Annotated in this window: 13 protein-coding genes and 4 tRNA genes; all 17 read right to left on the bottom strand. The window is 54.9% G+C overall.

What is annotated here, in order from left to right:
* Positions 1 to 28 precede the first annotated feature (28 nt).
* Positions 29 to 400, bottom strand: a complete 372-nt coding sequence (rpsL, locus tag L8H52_RS09530) for a 30S ribosomal protein S12 (RefSeq protein ID WP_003186084.1) — start codon at positions 398 to 400, stop codon at positions 29 to 31.
* A gap of 216 nt (positions 401 to 616) precedes the next feature.
* Positions 617 to 4816, bottom strand: coding sequence for a DNA-directed RNA polymerase subunit beta' (rpoC, locus tag L8H52_RS09525; protein ID WP_007916472.1), 4200 nt, complete (start codon positions 4814 to 4816; stop codon positions 617 to 619).
* Positions 4817 to 4880: 64 nt separating this feature from the next.
* Positions 4881 to 8954: a DNA-directed RNA polymerase subunit beta gene (gene rpoB / locus L8H52_RS09520; RefSeq protein ID WP_016984190.1), complete on the bottom strand. Its 4074-nt coding sequence runs from the start codon at positions 8952 to 8954 to the stop codon at positions 4881 to 4883.
* 221 nt (positions 8955 to 9175) lie between these two features.
* Positions 9176 to 9541: a 50S ribosomal protein L7/L12 gene (gene rplL / locus L8H52_RS09515; RefSeq protein WP_053124318.1), complete on the bottom strand. Its 366-nt coding sequence runs from the start codon at positions 9539 to 9541 to the stop codon at positions 9176 to 9178.
* A gap of 78 nt (positions 9542 to 9619) precedes the next feature.
* Positions 9620 to 10120 (bottom strand): 50S ribosomal protein L10, encoded by a 501-nt coding sequence (rplJ, locus tag L8H52_RS09510; protein ID WP_242206868.1) that lies wholly within the window; start codon positions 10118 to 10120, stop codon positions 9620 to 9622.
* Between the two features lie 198 nt (positions 10121 to 10318).
* Positions 10319 to 11014, bottom strand: a complete 696-nt coding sequence (gene rplA, locus L8H52_RS09505) for a 50S ribosomal protein L1 (protein ID WP_007916481.1) — start codon at positions 11012 to 11014, stop codon at positions 10319 to 10321.
* The gene (gene rplK, locus L8H52_RS09500; protein ID WP_003228756.1) at positions 11014 to 11445 is read right to left on the bottom strand and encodes a 50S ribosomal protein L11; all 432 of its coding nucleotides are present in this window, start codon (positions 11443 to 11445) and stop codon (positions 11014 to 11016) included. Before rplK ends, rplA begins: the two co-directional genes overlap by 1 nt.
* A gap of 116 nt (positions 11446 to 11561) precedes the next feature.
* Entirely contained in the window at positions 11562 to 12095 is a 534-nt protein-coding gene (gene nusG, locus L8H52_RS09495; RefSeq protein WP_007957598.1) for a transcription termination/antitermination protein NusG, read from the bottom strand.
* 9 nt (positions 12096 to 12104) lie between these two features.
* Complete coding sequence (gene secE / locus L8H52_RS09490) at positions 12105 to 12473, bottom strand: preprotein translocase subunit SecE (RefSeq protein WP_007916493.1); 369 nt, start codon at positions 12471 to 12473, stop codon at positions 12105 to 12107.
* A gap of 45 nt (positions 12474 to 12518) precedes the next feature.
* Positions 12519 to 12594: transfer RNA gene (locus L8H52_RS09485), tRNA-Trp, on the bottom strand.
* Positions 12595 to 12647: 53 nt separating this feature from the next.
* A complete protein-coding gene (gene tuf, locus L8H52_RS09480; protein ID WP_053124324.1) occupies positions 12648 to 13841 on the bottom strand; it encodes an elongation factor Tu in 1194 nt (397 codons plus the stop codon).
* An 85-nt stretch (positions 13842 to 13926) separates the two neighbouring features.
* Positions 13927 to 14002 (bottom strand) — tRNA-Thr (locus L8H52_RS09475).
* A gap of 25 nt (positions 14003 to 14027) precedes the next feature.
* A tRNA-Gly gene (locus L8H52_RS09470) sits at positions 14028 to 14101 on the bottom strand.
* 25 nt (positions 14102 to 14126) lie between these two features.
* A tRNA-Tyr gene (locus L8H52_RS09465) sits at positions 14127 to 14211 on the bottom strand.
* A gap of 143 nt (positions 14212 to 14354) precedes the next feature.
* Positions 14355 to 14786 (bottom strand): hypothetical protein, encoded by a 432-nt coding sequence (locus tag L8H52_RS09460; protein WP_242210159.1) that lies wholly within the window; start codon positions 14784 to 14786, stop codon positions 14355 to 14357.
* A 7-nt stretch (positions 14787 to 14793) separates the two neighbouring features.
* Positions 14794 to 15546, bottom strand: coding sequence for a pantothenate kinase (locus tag L8H52_RS09455; RefSeq protein WP_242210158.1), 753 nt, complete (start codon positions 15544 to 15546; stop codon positions 14794 to 14796).
* On the bottom strand, positions 15536 to 16489 hold the full coding sequence (birA, locus tag L8H52_RS09450; protein WP_242210157.1) for a bifunctional biotin--[acetyl-CoA-carboxylase] ligase/biotin operon repressor BirA: 954 nt from the start codon (positions 16487 to 16489) through the stop codon (positions 15536 to 15538). The genes L8H52_RS09455 and birA overlap by 11 nt, the downstream gene beginning before the upstream one ends.
* Positions 16490 to 16624: the final 135 nt, after the last annotated feature.

Genomic DNA, 16624 nt, shown 5'->3' with positions numbered 1-16624 from the left:
ATAAAATGAAAATCTGCAAAACGGCCGATTACTTCGGACGCTTGGTACCGTACTTCGAACGACCCTGGTTACGACCTTTAACGCCGGAAGTATCCAAGGAGCCGCGAACGGTGTGGTAACGAACACCTGGCAAGTCTTTTACACGACCGCCGCGGATCAGTACCACGCTGTGCTCTTGCAGGTTGTGACCTTCACCACCGATGTACGAGGAAACCTCGAAACCGTTGGTCAGGCGCACACGGCATACTTTACGCAGTGCCGAGTTAGGTTTTTTCGGCGTAGTGGTGTACACACGGGTGCACACGCCACGACGTTGCGGGCAGTTCTGCAGCGCAGGTACGTCGGATTTCTCGACGATACGCTTACGCGGCTGACGTACCAGCTGGTTGATAGTTGCCATCTACTAGCTCCACTGTTGTCTTGCGACGCTATTGTCTTGCAAGAAAAGCAAAATGGCAGGAACGAATTCCCGCCAAATTTAGGGGATCAAGAGTCTAAAGAGGATCTTGTCCCCAGTCAAGGCAAGGCCCCGACCTCCCCGCCCTTCGAACCTCGACAAATTGTCTCGATTCGATGAACGGAGCGATCAGGGCCTTACGCTCATTTATCGCAGAACTCAGTTACCGCTCGAGTTCAGCGCTTCGGTCAGTGCAGCTTCCACTTCACTGGCGCTTACGCGCAACGGCTTGTCTGCTTCACGACGACGCTTGCGCTCGCTGTGATATGCCAGGCCGGTACCTGCCGGGATCAGACGACCCACGACCACGTTTTCTTTCAGGCCGCGCAGGTAATCGCGCTTGCCGGTGACTGCCGCTTCGGTCAGTACGCGAGTGGTTTCCTGGAAGGAAGCCGCCGAGATGAACGATTCGGTGGACAACGACGCCTTGGTGATACCCAGCAGAACGCGAGTGTACTTGGAGACGAACTTGTCTTCGCCGCCCAGACGCTCGTTCTCTACCAGTACGTGAGTCAGTTCCATCTGGTCGCCCTTGATGAAACTGGAATCGCCGGATTCAGCGATTTCAACTTTACGCAGCATCTGACGCAGGATGGTCTCGATGTGCTTGTCGTTGATCTTCACGCCTTGCAGACGGTAAACGTCCTGGATCTCGTTCACGATGTACTTGGCCAGCGCGCTCACACCCAGCAGACGCAGGATGTCGTGCGGATCGCTTGGACCGTCGGAGATAACTTCGCCGCGATTTACCTGCTCGCCTTCGAACACGTTCAGGTGACGCCACTTCGGAATCAGCTCTTCGTACGGATCGGTACCGTCGTTCGGGGTAATAACCAGACGGCGCTTGCCTTTGGTCTCTTTACCGAACGCAATGGTGCCGCTGACTTCAGCCAGAATCGACGCTTCTTTCGGACGACGAGCTTCGAACAAGTCGGCAACACGCGGCAGACCACCGGTGATGTCGCGGGTCTTCGAAGTTTCTTGCGGAATACGAGCGATAACATCACCGATCGCGATCTTCGCACCGTCCGCCACACCGACCAGGGCGTTGGCTGGCAGGAAGTACTGAGCGATAACGTCAGTGCCTGGCAGCAACAGATCCTTGCCGTTGTCGTCGACCATTTTCACTGCTGGACGGATTTCTTTGCCCGCAGCTGGACGATCTTTCGCGTCGAGTACTTCAATGTTGGTCATACCGGTCAATTCGTCAGTCTGACGCTTGATCGTGATGCCTTCTTCCATGCCCACGTAGGTCACGGTACCTTTCATTTCGGTAACGATCGGGTGAGTGTGCGGATCCCACTTGGCCACGATTGCGCCAGCGTCGACCTTGTCACCTTCTTTAACCGAAATCACAGCACCGTACGGCAGCTTGTAACGCTCGCGCTCACGACCGAAGTCATCAGCGATGGCCAGCTCACCGGAACGGGACACAGCAACCAGGTGACCATCCACTCGCTCAACGTGCTTCAGGTTGTGCAGACGGACGGTACCGCCATTCTTCACCTGAACGCTGTCGGCTGCGGAAGTACGGCTTGCCGCACCACCGATGTGGAACGTACGCATCGTCAGCTGGGTACCCGGCTCACCGATGGACTGGGCAGCGATAACGCCGACCGCTTCACCGATGTTGACCTGGTGACCACGAGCCAGATCACGGCCGTAGCACTTGGCGCAAATGCCATAGCGGGTTTCGCAGCTGATCGGCGAACGCACGATCACTTCGTCGATGCTGTTCAGCTCGATGAACTCGACCCACTTCTCGTCTACCAGAGTGCCGGCAGGAACGATAACGTCCTCGGTACCTGGCTTGAATACGTCACGGGCAATAACACGACCCAATACGCGCTCACCCAACGGCTCTACAACGTCACCGCCTTCAATGTGCGGAGTCATCAGCAGACCGTGTTCGGTGCCGCAATCGATCTCGGTTACAACCAGATCCTGCGCCACGTCTACCAGACGACGAGTCAGGTAACCGGAGTTCGCAGTTTTCAACGCGGTATCCGCCAGACCTTTACGAGCACCGTGAGTCGAGATGAAGTACTGAAGTACGCTCAAACCTTCACGGAAGTTCGCAGTAATCGGCGTTTCAATGATGGAACCGTCCGGCTTGGCCATCAGACCACGCATACCGGCCAGCTGACGAATCTGTGCTGCGGAACCCCGCGCACCCGAGTCGGCCATCATGTACATCGAGTTGAAAGACTCTTGATCGACTTCAACGCCATGACGGTCGATAACCTTCTCTTTCGAGAGGTTGGCCATCATTGCCTTGGAAACTTCGTCGTTCGCTTTCGACCAAAGGTCGATCACTTTGTTGTACTTCTCGCCCTGGGTTACCAGGCCGGAGGCGTACTGGCTCTCGATCTCTTTCACTTCGTCGGTGGCTGCACCGATGATGCGGGCTTTCTCGTCCGGGATAACGAAGTCGTTAACACCGATGGAAACGCCGGAGATGGTCGAGTAAGCGAAACCGGTGTACATCAACTGGTCAGCGAAGATCACGGTCTCTTTCAAACCAACCACGCGGTAGCACTGGTTGATCAGCTTGGAGATCGCCTTTTTCTTCATCGGCAGGTTGACGACATCGTACGACAGACCTTTTGGCACAACCTGGAACAGCAGCGCACGGCCGACAGTGGTGTCGACGATACGGGTGCCGCTTACGCTGTTGCCGTCACGGTCGTTGACGGTTTCGTTGATACGAACTTTAACCTTGGCGTGCAGTGCGGCTTCGCCGGCACGGAACACACGGTCAACTTCCTGCAGATCCGCGAACACACGACCTTCGCCTTTGGCGTTGATCGCTTCACGAGTCATGTAGTACAGACCCAATACAACGTCCTGCGACGGAACGATGATTGGCTCACCGTTGGCTGGCGACAGAATGTTGTTGGTCGACATCATCAACGCACGCGCTTCCAACTGGGCTTCCAGTGTCAGCGGTACGTGCACGGCCATTTGGTCGCCGTCGAAGTCGGCGTTGTACGCGGCGCAGACCAGAGGGTGCAGCTGGATAGCCTTACCTTCGATCAGTACCGGTTCAAACGCCTGGATACCCAGACGGTGAAGGGTCGGTGCACGGTTGAGAAGAACCGGGTGTTCGCGAATCACTTCAGCGAGAACGTCCCAAACCTCTGGCAGTTCGCGCTCGACCATTTTCTTGGCCGCTTTGATGGTGGTCGCGAGACCACGCATTTCCAGCTTGCCGAAAATGAACGGTTTGAACAGCTCGAGAGCCATCTTCTTCGGCAGACCGCACTGGTGCAGACGCAGGGTCGGGCCTACGGTAATTACCGAACGACCGGAGTAGTCAACACGCTTACCGAGCAAGTTCTGACGGAAACGACCTTGCTTACCCTTGATCATGTCAGCCAGGGATTTCAGAGGACGCTTGTTGGAACCTGTGATAGCGCGGCCACGACGACCGTTGTCGAGCAGAGCATCGACAGCTTCCTGCAACATACGCTTTTCGTTGCGCACGATGATGTCCGGAGCGGACAGATCCAGCAGGCGCTTCAAACGGTTGTTACGGTTGATCACTCGACGATACAGATCGTTGAGGTCGGAAGTCGCGAAACGACCGCCATCCAGCGGGACCAGTGGACGCAGATCTGGCGGCAGAACCGGCAGAACGGTCAGCACCATCCACTCTGGCAGGTTGCCGGAACCCTGGAAGGCTTCCATCAACTTCAGACGCTTGGACAGCTTCTTGATCTTGGTTTCCGAGTTGGTTTGCGGAATTTCTTCACGCAGACGGCCAATCTCGTGTTCCAGGTCGATAGCGTGCAGCAGTTCACGGACAGCTTCAGCACCCATACGGGCGTCGAAGTCATCACCGAACTCTTCCAGCGCTTCGAAGTACTGCTCGTCGTTCAGCAGCTGACCTTTTTCAAGGGTGGTCATGCCTGGATCGATAACGACATAGCTCTCGAAGTAGAGAACGCGCTCGATATCACGCAGGGTCATGTCCATCAGCAAGCCGATACGCGACGGCAGCGATTTCAGGAACCAGATGTGAGCAACCGGCGAAGCCAGTTCGATGTGCGCCATGCGCTCACGACGAACCTTGGCCAGTGCAACTTCAACGCCGCACTTCTCGCAGATCACACCACGGTGCTTCAAGCGCTTGTACTTACCGCACAGGCACTCGTAATCCTTTACCGGACCAAAGATCTTGGCGCAGAACAGGCCGTCACGCTCAGGTTTGAACGTACGGTAGTTGATGGTTTCCGGCTTTTTAACTTCACCGAACGACCATGAGCGGATCATCTCAGGCGAGGCCAATCCGATACGGATGGCGTCGAACTCTTCGACTTGACCCTGGTTTTTCAGCAAATTCAGTAGGTCTTTCAAGGCCTTTCCTCCTGGCGGAGCAGAGAGCGGGCAATCCTGCCCCGCTCTCGATTCGCGTCACGTGTTATTCGGTTTCCAGATCGATATCGATGCCGAGGGAACGAATTTCCTTGATCAACACGTTGAAGGACTCGGGCATGCCCGGCTCCATACGGTGATCGCCATCCACGATGTTTTTGTACATCTTGGTACGGCCGTTCACATCGTCCGACTTCACTGTGAGCATTTCTTGCAGAGTGTAAGCAGCACCGTATGCTTCCAGTGCCCAGACCTCCATCTCCCCGAAACGCTGACCACCGAACTGCGCCTTACCACCCAGCGGCTGCTGGGTAACCAGGCTGTACGAACCGGTAGAACGCGCGTGCATCTTGTCGTCTACCAAGTGGTTCAGCTTCAGCATGTACATGTAGCCAACGGTAACTGGACGCTCGAACTTGTTGCCGGTACGGCCGTCAGTCAGCTGCATCTGGCCGCTTTCCGGCAGGTCTGCCAGTTTCAGCATGGCCTTGATTTCGCTTTCCTTGGCGCCGTCGAACACTGGAGTGGCCATTGGAACACCGCCACGCAGGTTCTTCGCCAGATCCAGGATTTCCTGATCGGAGAAGCTGTCCAGATCTTCGTTACGACCGCCGATCTGGTTGTAGATCTCGTCCAGGAAGGTACGCAGCTCAGCGACTTTACGCTGCTCTTCGACCATCCGGTTGATCTTCTCGCCCAGACCTTTGGCCGCGAGGCCCAGGTGGGTTTCAAGGATCTGACCAACGTTCATACGCGAAGGTACGCCCAGCGGGTTGAGGACGACGTCGACCGGGGTGCCATTGGCATCGTGCGGCATGTCTTCAACCGGCATGATCACGGAGACCACACCTTTGTTACCGTGACGACCGGCCATCTTGTCGCCCGGCTGGATGCGACGACGGATTGCCAGGTAAACCTTGACGATTTTCAGCACGCCTGGAGCCAGGTCATCGCCCTGCTGCAGTTTGCGCTTCTTGTCTTCGAACTTGTCGTCCAGCAGACGGCGGCGATCAACGATGTAGGCCTGAGCCTTCTCGAGCTGCTCGTTAAGAGCATCTTCAGCCATGCGCAGTTTGAACCACTGACCATGCTCAAGACCGTCGAGCACTTCGTCGGTGATGTCCTGACCTTTCTTCAGACCAGCGCCGCCTTCAGCCTTGTGGCCTACCAGAGCGGAACGCAGACGTTCGAAAGTTGCGCCTTCAACGATACGGAACTCTTCGTTCAGATCCTTGCGGATCTCGTCGAGCTGAGTCTTCTCGATCGACAGTGCACGAGCATCACGCTCGACGCCGTCACGGGTGAAGACCTGTACGTCGATGACAGTACCTTTGGTACCGGTAGGTACGCGCAGGGAGGTGTCTTTAACGTCGCTGGCTTTTTCACCGAAGATTGCACGCAGCAGTTTTTCTTCCGGAGTCAGTTGGGTCTCGCCTTTCGGAGTGACCTTACCAACCAGGATGTCGCCTGCGCCAACTTCAGCACCTACGTAAACGATACCGGCTTCGTCCAGTTTGTTCAGTGCAGCTTCACCCACGTTCGGGATGTCTGCAGTGATCTCTTCAGGCCCAAGCTTGGTGTCACGGGCCACACAGGTCAGTTCCTGGATGTGGATCGTGGTGAAACGGTCTTCCTGAACCACACGCTCGGACAGGCAGATGGAGTCTTCGAAGTTGAAGCCGTTCCATGCCATGAACGCGATGCGCATGTTCTGACCCAGTGCCAGTTCACCCATGTCGGTGGACGGGCCGTCGGCCATGATGTCGCTACGCTGAACGCGATCACCTTTGCTCACCAGCGGACGCTGGTTGATGCAGGTGTTCTGGTTCGAGCGGGTGTATTTGGTCAGGTTGTAGATGTCGACACCAGCTTCGCCGGTTTCAACTTCATCATCAGCAACACGAACCACGATACGGCTGGCATCAACAGAGTCGATCACGCCGCCACGACGAGCCACGACGCAAACGCCGGAGTCACGGGCTACGTTACGCTCCATGCCAGTACCTACCAGCGGCTTGTCAGCGCGCAGGGTTGGTACAGCCTGACGCTGCATGTTCGAACCCATCAACGCACGGTTGGCGTCATCGTGCTCGAGGAACGGAATCAGCGACGCTGCAACCGAAACTACCTGCTTCGGCGAAACGTCCATCAAGGTGACTTCTTCAGGCGCCTTGACGGTGAATTCGTTCAGGTGACGTACGGCTACCAGTTCGTCGATCAGGACTTTCTGGTCGTTCATGGTCGCCGAAGCCTGCGCGATCACGTGATCGGCTTCTTCAATAGCGGACAGGAACACGATTTCGTCGGTGACCACACCCTCTTTCACCACGCGGTACGGGCTTTCCAGGAAGCCGTACTGGTTGGTGCGAGCGTAAGCAGCCAGGGAGTTGATCAGACCGATGTTCGGACCTTCCGGCGTTTCAATCGGGCATACACGACCGTAGTGAGTCGGGTGTACGTCACGAACTTCAAAGCCTGCGCGCTCACGAGTCAGACCGCCAGGGCCGAGTGCAGAGACACGACGCTTGTGGGTGATCTCGGACAGCGGGTTGTTCTGGTCCATGAACTGCGAGAGCTGGCTGGAACCGAAGAACTCTTTCACCGCCGCAGCCACTGGCTTGGCGTTGATCAGGTCTTGCGGCATCAGGCCTTCGCTTTCAGCCATCGACAGACGCTCTTTGACCGCACGCTCAACACGTACCAGGCCAACGCGGAACTGGTTCTCGGCCATTTCGCCTACGCAGCGAACGCGACGGTTACCCAGGTGGTCGATGTCATCGACGATGCCTTTACCGTTACGGATGTCGACCAGAGTCTTCAATACCGCGACGATGTCTTCCTTGCACAGCACGCCCGAACCTTCGATCTCGGTACGACCGATACGACGGTTGAACTTCATCCGGCCGACCGCAGACAGGTCATAGCGCTCAGGGCTGAAGAACAGGTTGTTGAACAGGGTTTCGGCAGCGTCTTTGGTTGGCGGCTCGCCCGGACGCATCATGCGATAGATCTCGACCAGCGCTTCCAATTGGTTGCTGGTGGAGTCGATCTTCAGCGTGTCGGAGACGAACGGACCGCAGTCGATGTCGTTGGTGTACAGAGTTTCGATGCGAACAACACCGGCCTTGGCAATTTTTGCCAGGACTTCGGTGTTCAGCTCGGTGTTGCACTCTGCCAGGATTTCGCCGGTAGCCGGGTGCACGATGACCTTGGCGGTGGTGCGACCGAGGACGTAGTCCAGAGGCACTTCCAGGGTCTTGATGCCGGCTTTTTCGATCTGGTTGATGTGGCGCGCAGTAATACGGCGTCCCGCTTCAACAATGACCTTGCCCTTCTCGTCCTGAATGTCCAGAACCGCAATTTCACCACGCAGGCGCGAAGCAATCAGTTCCAGACTGAGGGTCTCGCCGCTCAGTTTGAAAACGTTGGTGGTGTAGAAAGCGTCCAGCACTTCTTCAGTGGTATAGCCGAGCGCACGCAGCAGTACCGATGCCGGCAGCTTGCGACGACGGTCAATACGCACGAACACGCAGTCTTTCGGGTCGAACTCGAAGTCCAGCCACGAACCGCGGTAAGGAATAATGCGCGCGGAGTACAGCAGTTTGCCGGAGCTATGCGTCTTGCCGCGGTCGTGATCGAAGAACACGCCCGGGGAACGGTGCAGCTGGGAAACGATTACACGCTCGGTACCGTTGATTACGAAGGTACCGTTCTCAGTCATCAGGGGGATTTCACCCATGTAGACTTCTTGCTCTTTGATGTCCTTGATCGCTTTGTTCGACGATTCTTTGTCGAAAATGATCAGGCGCACTTTTACCCGCAAAGGTACGGCGAAAGTTACACCGCGCAATACGCATTCTTTGACATCAAATGCCGGTTCGCCCAGGCGATAACCGACGTACTCCAGCGCAGCATTGCCGGAGTAGCTGATGATCGGGAAAACGGATTTGAAGGCCGCATGCAGGCCCACGTCGCGGAACTGATCTTTAGTCGCTCCCGCTTGCAAGAATTCACGATACGAATCCAGCTGGATGGCCAGGAGGTAAGGCACATCCATGACGTCCGGCAACTTGCTAAAGTCCTTGCGGATACGTTTTTTCTCAGTATATGAGTAAGCCATCAGCGTTCCCCAGCTTGGTCACCTGCTTGTTTGGCCCCTCCCGACGGGAGCAGCCAGAAAATCGTGCAAACCCCATGGTTTGCGCCACCGCATCGGGTGGTTACAGCGCCCTTATCAGCACCGACCCAGTCGGCTGCCAATAACGGAAAAAGGCCGGTGGCAAGAGCCACCAGCCATCAGCCTGTCGCTTGACGCTCGGGCCGGAGGTGCAAAGTCGAAAGTTACTTAACTTCGACTTCAGCGCCTGCTTCTTCCAGCTTCTTCTTCGCGTCTTCAGCAGCTTCTTTCGAAACGCCTTCAGCGATAACCTGAGGAGCGGTGTCAACCTTCTCCTTGGCTTCTTTCAGACCCAGACCGGTCAGTTCACGTACAGCCTTGATCACGTTGACTTTCTTCTCGCCAGCGCCTTTCAGGATTACGTTGAACTCGGTTTGCTCTTCAACAACAGCGGCAGCAGCAGCTGGACCAGCAGAAGCAGCGGCAGCGGATACGCCGAACTTCTCTTCCATTGCCTTGATCAGTTCAACGATTTCCAGAACCGATTTTTCGCCGATTGCGTCGATGATTTGTTCGTTAGTCAGAGACATGACTTATTTCCTGAATTGGGGGATAGCCTGGAGGCCATCGAAATAAACAAAAATACGCGAGAGAGGAAACGCTCAGCCTTAGGCTGCAGCAGCTTCTTTCTGGTCGCGAAGTGCCGCCAGAGTACGAGCCAACTTGCTGGTAGCGCCTTGAATCACGCTCATCAGCTGGGAAATTGCTTCGTCACGGGTCGGCAGGCTTGCCAGAACGTCGATCTGATTGGCTGCGAGGAACTTGCCCTCGAACGCAGCTGCCTTGATCTCGAACTTGTCCTGACCCTTGGCAAACTCTTTGAAAATACGAGCAGCAGCGCCCGGATGTTCGTTCGAGAATGCAATCAGGGTCGGGCCGGTGAACACGTCGTTGAGAACACTGTATTCAGTGTCAGCAACTGCGCGCTTGAGCAGGGTGTTACGTACAACACGTACGTAAACGCCAGCTTCACGAGCCTCTTTACGGAGTCCGGTCATTGCGCCTACTGTTACGCCACGTGCATCAACCACGACAGCGGACAGAGCGACTTTGGCAGCCTCGTTGACTTCAGCGACGATGGCCTTCTTGTCTTCGAGATTAATTGCCACGGGTTTAACTCCTGCTTGTTACCGTTTCATTCGATCGAAACCGAATGTCGTTTTGGTGTCTGATTCGGTAAGGAACCGGGAGCACCATCTGCGTAGGCTTATGGTTTAAGACTTGCGTCGCCTACGGTCTTGGATAGCCCCCGCCAGGCAGGGACCCCAATCTTTCGATTGGCGCGAACAATCGCGCCAATTTTTGTCTTACGCGTCCAGCGAGCTCTGATCGATAACCAGACCTGGGCCCATAGTGGTGCTCAGGGTAACGCGCTTGACATAGATACCTTTCGAAGAAGCTGGCTTGATACGCTTCAGATCAGCGATCAGGGCTTCAACGTTTTCCTTCAGCTTGACGGCGTCGAAGCCCATCTTGCCAACGGAGGTGTGAATGATGCCGTTTTTGTCGGTGCGATAACGAACCTGACCAGCTTTAGCGTTTTTAACCGCGGTAGCTACGTCAGGAGTTACAGTACCAACCTTAGGGTTAGGCATCAGACCACGTGGACCGAGGATCTGGCCCAGCTGACCTACAACGCGCATGGCATCCGGGGATGCGATCACTACGTCATAGTTCAGGTCGCCGCCTTTCATTTCGGCAGCCAGGTCGTCCATACCTACACGGTCAGCGCCGGCAGCCAAAGCGGCCTCAGCAGCTGGACCCTGGGTGAACACAGCAACGCGAACAGTCTTGCCAGTGCCGTGTGGCAGCACAGTAGCGCTACGAACAACCTGGTCGGATTTACGCGGGTCTACACCCAGGTTTACAGCAACGTCGAACGACTCGCTGAACTTGACAGTCGACAGCTCAGCCAGCAGAGCTGCGGCGTCTACAATGTTGTAGGCCTTGCCTGCTTCGATTTTGCCGGCGATAGCCTTTTGACGCTTGGTCAGCTTAGCCATTACACACCCTCCACGTTAAGGCCCATGCTACGAGCAGAACCGGCGATAGTACGCACGGCTGCATCCATATCAGCTGCAGTCAGATCCGCGTTTTTGGTTTTCGCGATTTCTTCCAGCTGAGCACGGGTAACGGTGCCAACCTTAACGGTGTTCGGACGAGCGGAACCGCTGGTCAGACCGGCCGCTTTCTTCAGCAGAACCGAAGCAGGGGTGGATTTTGTTTCGAAAGTGAAGCTACGGTCGCTGTAGACAGTGATGATCACTGGAGTCGGCAGACCAGCTTCCAGACCCTGAGTACGGGCGTTGAAAGCTTTGCAGAATTCCATGATGTTCACGCCGTGCTGACCCAGAGCAGGACCAACAGGTGGACTTGGGTTAGCCTGAGCGGCCTTCACTTGCAGCTTGATGTAAGCGGTAATTTTCTTGGCCATGAGGCACTCCAATTACGGGTTCGAACGCCTCGAAAGGCTCCCCGGTTACTTGCGCGTTTATCCCAGTGACGACAAAACCCCACAGCCTAGGCTGCGGGGTTGGGATGCTTGTCCAGTTAGACCTTTTCGACCTGACTGAACTCCAACTCTACCGGAGTAGAGCGACCGAAAATAAGCACAGCCACTTGGATCCGGCTCTTTTCGTAGTTAACTTCTTCAACAACGCCATTGAAATCAGCGAATGGACCGTCATTGACTCGCACCGTTTCACCTGGCTCGAAGAGAGTCTTCGGCTTCGGCTTGTCGCTACCATCAGCAACACGACGCAGAATCGCTTCTGCCTCTTTATCGGTGATCGGTGCAGGTTTATCAGCAGTACCGCCAATAAAGCCCATCACCCGAGGAGTATCCTTGACCAAGTGCCAAGTACCCTCATTCATATCCATCTGAACCAGCACGTAGCCCGGAAAGAACTTACGCTCGCTTTTGCGCTTCTGGCCATTACGCATTTCAACCACTTCTTCAGTGGGAACCAGAATCTCGCCGAAGCCATCTTCCATGCCAGCCAGCTTTACGCGCTCGATCAGCGAGCGCATCACATGCTTCTCGTAACCCGAGTAAGCATGCACAACATACCAACGCTTAGCCACGGGACACCCTTAGCCGACAATCAAGGAAACAAGCCAGCCGAGCAGGGAATCAAGCCCCCACAACAGCAACGCCATAACCAGAACAACAGCCACCACAATCAGGGTGGTCTGCGTGGTTTCTTGGCGAGTTGGCCACACGACTTTACGAATCTCGGTGCGAGCTTCCTTAACCAGTACAAAGAAAGACTTGCCCTTCGCAGTCTGTAGGCCTACAAAAGCAGCTACAGCAGCAATGACAAGCAAAGCGAGTACACGGTACAGGATCGGCGAAGCAGAGTAATACTGATTGCCAACAACGCCAACAACCACCAAAGCGACAACTACAAGCCACTTGAGCAGATCGAAGCGAGAGCCTTGAGCTTCAGCTTTAGGAGTCATCTATGAAGATCCTGTGAAAAGAAAGCCAGACACACCGAGTGAATCTGGCAGGTCAGGAGGGAATCGAACCCCCAACCTACGGTTTTGGAGACCGTCGCTCTGCCAATTGAGCTACTGACCTAAAACAAAATCAGGCCGACCATTATGCCGGCCCGAAAAATACATTACAACCAATTACTCGATGATTTTAGCTACGACGCCAGCGCCGACGGTACGACCGCCTTCACGGATAGCGAAACGCAGACCATCTTCCATCGCGATGGTTTTGATCAGGGTAACAGTCATCTGAATGTTGTCACCTGGCATTACCATTTCTACGCCTTCTGGCAGCTCGCAGTTACCAGTCACGTCAGTCGTACGGAAGTAGAACTGTGGACGGTAGCCTTTGAAGAACGGAGTGTGACGACCGCCTTCTTCCTTGCTCAGAACGTAAACTTCTGCGGTGAACTTGGTGTGCGGCTTAACCGAACCCGGCTTAACCAGAACCTGACCACGCTCAACGTCGTCACGCTTGGTGCCACGCAGCAGAACGCCGCAGTTCTCGCCAGCACGACCTTCGTCGAGCAGCTTGCGGAACATTTCAACACCGGTGCAAGTAGTAACGGTGGTGTCACGCAGACCAACGATTTCCAGCGGATCCTGAACGCGAACGATACCGCGCTCGATACGACCAGTCACAACAGTACCGCGACCAGAGATCGAGAATACGTCTTCGATTGGCATCAGGAACGGCTTGTCGGTCACACGAACTGGTTCTGGGATGTAGCTGTCCAGAGTCTCAACCAGTTTCTTGACGGCAGTGGTGCCCATCTCGTTGTCGTCTTTGCCTTCCAGCGCCATACGAGCCGAACCGATGATGATTGGAGTGTCATCGCCCGGGAAGTCGTAAGTCGACAGCAGGTCGCGAACTTCCATCTCAACCAGTTCCAGCAGCTCAGCGTCGTCTACCAGGTCAGCCTTGTTCAGGAAAACCACGATGTACGGAACGCCAACCTGACGGGACAGCAGGATGTGCTCACGGGTTTGTGGCATCGGACCATCAGCGGCCGAGCAAACCAGAATAGCGCCGTCCATTTGAGCAGCACCGGTGATCATGTTCTTCACATAGTCAGCGTGACCTGGGCAGTCAACGTGAGCGTAGTGACGAATCTTCGAGTTGTACTCAACGTGTGCGGTGTTGATGGTGATACCGCGAGCTTTTTCTTCTGGAGCGCTGTCGATCTTGTCGAAGTCAACGATTGCAGAACCGAAAACCTCGGAGCAAACGCGAGTCAGAGCAGCAGTCAGAGTGGTTTTACCGTGGTCAACGTGACCAATGGTCCCAACGTTAACGTGGGGCAGGGAACGATCAAATTTTTCCTTAGCCATCGATATCACCCTCAACAGAAGAAATTAGACAAACAATATCAGCCATTAAAACAAAGGCAGATATTTTCATATCTGCCTTGTTATATGGAGCTCTTGAGCGGATTTGAACCGCTGACCTCACCCTTACCAAGGGTGTGCTCTACCAACTGAGCTACAAGAGCGAAACACTTGCACAACCTGCAAACTTGGAGCGGGTAGCGGGAATCGAACCCGCATCATCAGCTTGGAAGGCTGAGGTTCTACCACTAAACTATACCCGCGGAGCCTGCAGCTCACGCTTAAATCTGGTGGAGGGAGAAGGATTCGAACCTTCGAAGTCGTAGACGTCAGATTTACAGTCTGATCCCTTTGGCCGCTCGGGAACCCCTCCTAATCAGGCCGGCATTCTATACTATGCCAAACCTCTGTCAAGCATTTTCTCATTTAAAAACCTGAGGTTAGCTGCGTTGACACCGCCTCACTTTGAATTCCTGTTTAGGTCTTCACTGTGGAGCGGGCGCCATTCTATGCAAACTATTCAGCAGGTGCAACCCCCTCACACAGCATTATTTTATGTTTTAACTCATTGAATTCCTTGGAAAGGTTTTGCAACTGGGCATCCCCTAGCAAACGCTGGCTCTTAGGCGCAATAGACAACCAATAACCGGCCCCAGAAGGATCCTTCGACGAAGATTCCACATCGACATCCATTTCAGCCAACCGCTGCCGAAGGGCGGAAATCGATTCTTCTCGGGAAAAGCCACCAAGGAAAAGGCAGTCTTTCCGCCCAGCTCCCTCCACCTCCCGAACTTCACCCTTCGTTTCACTGAGCAAGCGAATGTCTTGCTGGGAACCTCGATACAAACTAAGAGGCGTTACGTCCTTCGCCCGTAAGGGCGCCTCCTGTTGATGCCAGACATAATAGAAACCGTTAAGAACAAGGAGCAGGAGAAACAACCAACGCATACAAACCTCAGGAAAAAGGACACGCCATAGCCAACCCCACAAACACGAGGTCGGGTACGACTCGGGCCTCGGGAGCGACATCTGCGACCAATACAGCATCACCGCCGGTTATAAAGACTGCGAAATCTTTCCCCCAGTAGGAACTCGCCATTTCCAGTTGAGTCAGCACAAAGCCCCGCAACATTAACGAACACCCACGCTCCACCGCCTCAACAGTGGTCCGCCCTGGCGCATTGCTCGACAGCGCGCGCTCAGCTGCCAGGTCGCCATAGCGAATCTTGCGGGTATGAGTACGCAACTGATTTCGCATCAATGGCATCCCCGGGCAAATAAAGCCGCCCAGATGCTCACCATCAGCAGCAATAAAATCAGCAGTTACCGCCGTACCGAAATCGAGTACCAGGCAAGCGCTGCCCGATGCGAGATGAAACCCGCCAAGCATGGCCAACCATCTATCGAGCCCTAGACGCTCGTAGTCTTCATAACCATTTTTGACACCCGACATTTCACGAGCGGACTTCGCGCAGACCACCGAAATGCCGAATTCCTGCTCGATCGCATGGATCAATGCGTCGGTTTCCTCTGCAGTCCTGACACTGACCACGCGACACTTGCCCAGCACAAGCCCGTCAAGAGATCTCAAACTGTCAAGCAACGCTAGATCAGAGTCGACAACTCCCTCAGAAAAGAGAGCGCCGGGCGCAGCCTTCAGTACTCGCCATTTAATAAAGCTGTTCCCGCAGTCGAGCTCAAGAATCATCACGCAACCTCAGACTGAGCTCACCACCACTAAAGACTTTTTCCACGCCACCCACCTTCAGGCGCAGCGCACCCTGACTATCTATTCCGAGCACCACGCCATCTACCTGACTCGAACCCGCAATCAACGATACAGGCCGATCTTGCCACAGGTGATTAGCCTCCCATTCTGCCTGGAGAACCGAGAAGCCATTCGCCTGATGACGCTGAATGTAAGCATGTAACTGCTCACTCAACTCAACCACCAAGGCATTACGATCACTGCTTTTGCCTGACTCAAGCCGGATAGAGGTCCATTGCTGGTCGACCTCATCAGCCATCTGCATATTCACATTGATGCCAATACCTAGCACCACATGGCAAACGTCTGCCGGATCTCCGACGAGCTCAAGGAGAATACCGGCGATTTTCTTGTTACCCACCAAGACATCGTTGGGCCACTTCAATCCGGCACTTGGAACACTAAAGTTTCGCAGAGCCTGCAAGACAGCCAACCCCACGACAAGACTCAAGCCCTCGAGCTGGCGCATTCCGCCATCAATACGCAGAACAAGGCTGTAATAAAGATTTTCAGCAAACGGGCTCACCCATTTGCGACCTCTTCGCCCGCGCCCGGAGACTTGCCGCTCCGCGAGCACCAAAAAGGGCGCCAAACTACCTTGGCCGATCGCGCGCAAAGCCTCAGCGTTTGTCGAATCGACCGAATCCAGAACGGTCACCGGCCAGCTTGGCGACATTGCAGATATAGTCAGAGGATCGAGCAGCATCAATGGCGCAGCCAGTTGATAGCCCCGACCCCGAACTTTATGAATGGATAAGCCAAGATCAGCCTCTAAGTGCTGAAGCTGCTTCCATACCGCACTTCGACTTATTCCCAGGGCAGCTCCCAGATCCTGACCAGAATGGAATCGTCCATCCTTCAGAAGGTTCAACAACGTCAGCATGCAGGTCTCGCCTCACAATGAGGCCCGAATAATAGCCATGCCCCGGGCCGTTGCATAGAAATCAAGCAGATACATTTCCTGCGGGCAAAACAAAACCCCAACTGCTTTCGCAATTGGGGTTTCGGAATTTAATCT

The organism is Pseudomonas sp. CROZ-RG-20F-R04-15 (assembly GCF_022662375.1).
Taxonomy (GTDB): Bacteria; Pseudomonadota; Gammaproteobacteria; order Pseudomonadales; family Pseudomonadaceae; genus Aquipseudomonas.
This window is presented reverse-complemented; position numbering and strand designations above follow the sequence as displayed.